A 4025-nucleotide genomic window follows, 5' to 3' on the forward strand; every position below is an offset into this window, starting at 1 on the left:
CTTACGGACGGCGAATATCCCGCCATTGTATTCGACGCAACGGGCAACGCCAAGTCTATGGAGAAGGCGTTCGAGCTGGTCTCCTATGGCGGCAAGCTGGTCTTCGTCGGTCTTGTAAAAGGCGAGATCGCCTTCTCGGATCCCGAATTCCACAAGCGGGAGCTGACGCTGATGGGCAGCCGCAACGCGACGGCGGCCGACTTTCAGCATGTGCTCGACGTTGTCGGGCAAGGTTATCTGGACATGGGCCGCTTTATTACGCATCGTTCGTCGTTGGAAGGTATGATCGAAGCGTTTGGCGATTGGCTGGATCCGGCGTCGAAGGTAATCAAGGCGGTCGTAGAAGTATAGCGCTGTTATGACCCCAATAAAAACCGAGTTTTGCACGGATATCATCCGTGCAAAGCTCGGTTTATTTGTTTATGCCGAGCCTTAGAGCAGAAAAAAACAGACTTTTTCGCCGCAACCTTCTTACACTTGGGACCGTCAGGAGGTTTAGCAAAAAGAACGGGGGAGAGCATATGAAAAAATATTTTACAGCAATCTTACTCACTTTAGTTGCATTGATTTTTTGGACGGCACCGCAAGCCGAAGCCTTGTCCTGTGCACCTCCGCGTCCGGTTAAGGAGGAGATGGACCATAGTACCGTCGTTTTTAAAGGAAAAGCGGTCGAGATAAAAAAAGACGGACTTACCGTGTTCCGGATTGACGAGGCTTGGAAAGGCGTAAATACCCAACAGTTTGAGATTTATGATAACGGATGGGATCCTTTTATTAAAGATACTGTATATTTGGTATTTGGAAGCGTTCAGGAAGGAAAGCTTCGCATGAATTTGTGTGGGCGAACGGGACCTTGGGACCATGCAAGGGAAGCGGCGATGAAGGATTCAGGCATTAAGTCTATAAAACCGGATCCGATAATGGAGGCGGAGCAACCTAAACAACAGATGGGGAATACCCTTCCGGCGACCATAGTTATCATTGCTGTTGCCCTTCTGTTGCTTGTCTTGGTAGTTTTGATAAGAAGAAAACGGATGCGAAGGCAGTGACATCTAAAAACAATTCATGATTTATTCAACCTAGGGGGAAGTACATCTTGGTTTTCAGTTCCGTCATCTTTTTGTTTTATTTTCTGCCGCTTATCCTGGTCTTGTACTTCGCTTTTCCGTTCAAATATAAAAATATCATTCTATTGATTTTCAGCTTGATCTTCTACGCCTGGGGAGAGCCTCGGTATGTATTTCTCATGATCGTCTCCATTCTTATCAACTACGGCTATGGCATTTGGATAGATCGGTCGGAGAACAGCGATAAGAAGAGGGTTTATATACTGGCTACCGCCATTGCGGTCAATATCGGGCTTTTGGGTTTTTTCAAATATGCCAACTTCGTCGTTGATGCGGTCAATGCCGCCTTGCATACGAATTTTCATCTACAAACGATCCCGCTGCCGATCGGTATTTCCTTTTATACGTTTCATGCGCTGAGCTATCTCATTGATATTTATCGCAGACAAGAGCAAGCCCAGCGGAATTTGTTCAAATTATCGTTATATATTACCTTTTTCCCGCAGCTAGTAGCAGGTCCGATAATCCGTTACAACGATGTCGCCAAGCAGTTGAGCCGCCGCGTCTTCTCCTCCACTCAATTCGCCCAAGGCATCCAACGGTTTATTCTGGGTTTGTCCAAAAAAATTCTGCTGGCCAACCCGCTCGGCGCCGTAGCGGACACGATATTTATGACATCGACATCCGACCTTTCCACAGGCAGTGCGTGGATTGGCATTATAGCGTATACGCTGCAGATTTATTTTGATTTCTCGGGCTACAGCGATATGGCGATCGGTCTGGGCAAAATGTTTGGATTCGAGTTCAAAGAGAATTTCAACTATCCCTATATCGCCAAGAGCATCTCGGAGTTCTGGCGGCGTTGGCATATCTCTCTCGGCAGTTGGTTCAGGGACTACGTCTACATCCCGCTGGGTGGAAGCAGAGTGTCGAAGTGGAAGCTGTGCCGCAATCTACTGATCGTGTGGGCTTTGACAGGGTTCTGGCATGGAGCCAGCTGGACTTTCATGGCTTGGGGCATCTATTACGGAGCGCTCATCGCTTTGGAGAAATTCTATCTGGAGAAGTGGCTGTCCAAGCTCTATCCGTTCAATCATGTGCTGGTGCTGCTGCTTGTGATGATTGGCTGGGTGTTCTTCCGAGCCGACAATTTCAGCTACGCAACAGATTACCTGGCCGCAATGTTTTCTTCTCGCGGTAAAGAGATTTTGGATGCCCAGGCATTGTCGCTGCTGTCTTTGAACTGGTTCTATTTCGCCATTGCGGTTATTGTAGCCATGCCGGTATATCCGCTGTTGCAGAAGCGGAAGCTTCATCCTTCGATGGGCATTGTACGCGAAGTTGTTTCATTGATTTTCTGCTTTTTCTTATTTGCGCAAGTGATATTGTATCTGGTTAATTCGACGTACAATCCGTTTTTGTATTTCAGATTTTAGCGTGATGTCCAACAAAATCAAAGTTATTAGGGAGTATCAACTTGAACAGAAAGTTAGCAAAAGTCTATATCGGAGCCTTCCTTACCATAATATTCGGATTTTCTATAGCCAGCGTGGTCATGCCGGACAACAGCTTCTCGGCTAGCGAGAAGAGAACGTTAAGTAAGTTGCCGGCGTTCAGAGCCTCTTTGCTCTTCTCGCGAAGCTTCTTCGAGGATATGAATCAATATGCGAACGACCAGATTGTGCTTCGCGACGAGATGGTGAAGATGTATCAACGGCAGCAAAACTCCAAAGTGTTCAACGCGATGCTGTTCGAAAATTTGCTCCGTCCTGCCCCTTCGCCGAATTCGGAGAATGGGACGATTGTAACGGATTCGCGTATTGTGTCGAAGCTTGTGCTGATCAACAAGAAGTGGATATTTCCTGTTCCCAGCAAAAACGTCTTTACCAAACAGATTGACTCCGCGACCGCAAAATTGAACGAAGCGGTGAAATTTGCTGAAGAGAAAGGAACCGAAACGTATTTCGTCTTCAATCCGTCGAGAACGAAAGCATTAATGCATCTGTATCCCGCATATTTGAAAACCGATGCTTACAGCATTTCAAAGCAGTATTTTTTATCCAAGCTGGATTCTTCGGTCAATGTCGTTGATATCGGGAACAAGTTCGATACGTTTAAGAAGGCGGAGTTGGAAGAGATGTACTTGGAAACCGACCACCATTGGAATGTAAGAGGCGCCTTCACCGCTTATCAGGAAATGATTGAACAAATCTCGGACAGGTCGCCTATCTTCTCGGATGAGCCTATGGCGTTGGACGATATCCACATCTCTCAATTAACGGACGGCGCGTTCGAGGGCAGCTATAACATCCAGATCAACGAAATGATCAATCCGAAGAAAGCCGACCGAACGATCATTTACGAGCCTCGAATCCCCTTCTCCTTCTCGCATTTCGAGGTTATTAACAAGGACGGTTCACAGACGATCCAATCGTTTGACGAGTTTTACGGATTCAAGCGGGGTCGAAGCACCTATACTTACGGGGCGATCTTCGGGGGCGACCGCCAGAAAATCGTATATGAGAATTCGCAAGCGAATAATGATTTGAATGTCCTGCTGCTGAAGGATTCGTTTATGAACCCGCTTACGCCATACTTGGCCCAACACTTCAACAAGCTGACCGTTCTGGACAATCGGTATTATACGGAGTTCAGTTTGCGGGATGTGCTCACCCAAGAGCATTACGATATGCTTATTATCGCCTTTCACGACGATAATCTGTTTAGCGGCAATTACGCTTTCGAGAAGAAAGCGGAATGATTGGGCCCCGCGAGTGGTTCTGCCTTGATAGTTAGTAGAATAAAAAAGAAGCTTCCATCCGATTTTGGGTGGAAGCTTCTTTGTGCGCTTTGGGGGAGCCCGATTGGCCGTCTTTACCGGTTGAAATGCCATACCCGCAGCTTATTATGCCGCCAGTCCTTGAACGGTCGGCGTCTGCGAGCTGCCTAGTGAGCTTT

4 protein-coding genes are annotated in these 4025 nt (G+C 47.2%); all 4 read left to right on the forward strand.

Annotated elements, in window-relative coordinates; genetic code table 11:
- The coding region (locus tag PAT3040_RS22010; RefSeq protein ID WP_146200508.1) for a zinc-binding dehydrogenase at positions 1-351 on the forward strand (351 nt) is incomplete at its 5' end.
- 170 nt (positions 352-521) lie between these two features.
- Positions 522-1049 (forward strand): hypothetical protein, encoded by a 528-nt coding sequence (locus PAT3040_RS22015; protein WP_108994404.1) that lies wholly within the window; start codon positions 522-524, stop codon positions 1047-1049.
- A 47-nt stretch (positions 1050-1096) separates the two neighbouring features.
- Positions 1097-2503, forward strand: coding sequence for an MBOAT family O-acyltransferase (locus PAT3040_RS22020; protein WP_108994405.1), 1407 nt, complete (start codon positions 1097-1099; stop codon positions 2501-2503).
- Between the two features lie 41 nt (positions 2504-2544).
- Positions 2545-3828: a DHHW family protein gene (locus PAT3040_RS22025; RefSeq protein WP_108994406.1), complete on the forward strand. Its 1284-nt coding sequence runs from the start codon at positions 2545-2547 to the stop codon at positions 3826-3828.
- Positions 3829-4025: the final 197 nt, after the last annotated feature.

It is taken from the genome of Paenibacillus agaridevorans (genome assembly GCF_003112455.1).
Lineage (GTDB): Bacteria > Bacillota > Bacilli > Paenibacillales > Paenibacillaceae > Pristimantibacillus > Pristimantibacillus agaridevorans.

Bases quoted from the DNA above. Each gene is read 5' to 3' on its own strand.
- PAT3040_RS22015 (WP_108994404.1), top strand. From the start codon at position 522: ATGAAAAAATATTTTACAGCAATCTTACTCACTTTAGTTGCATTGATT.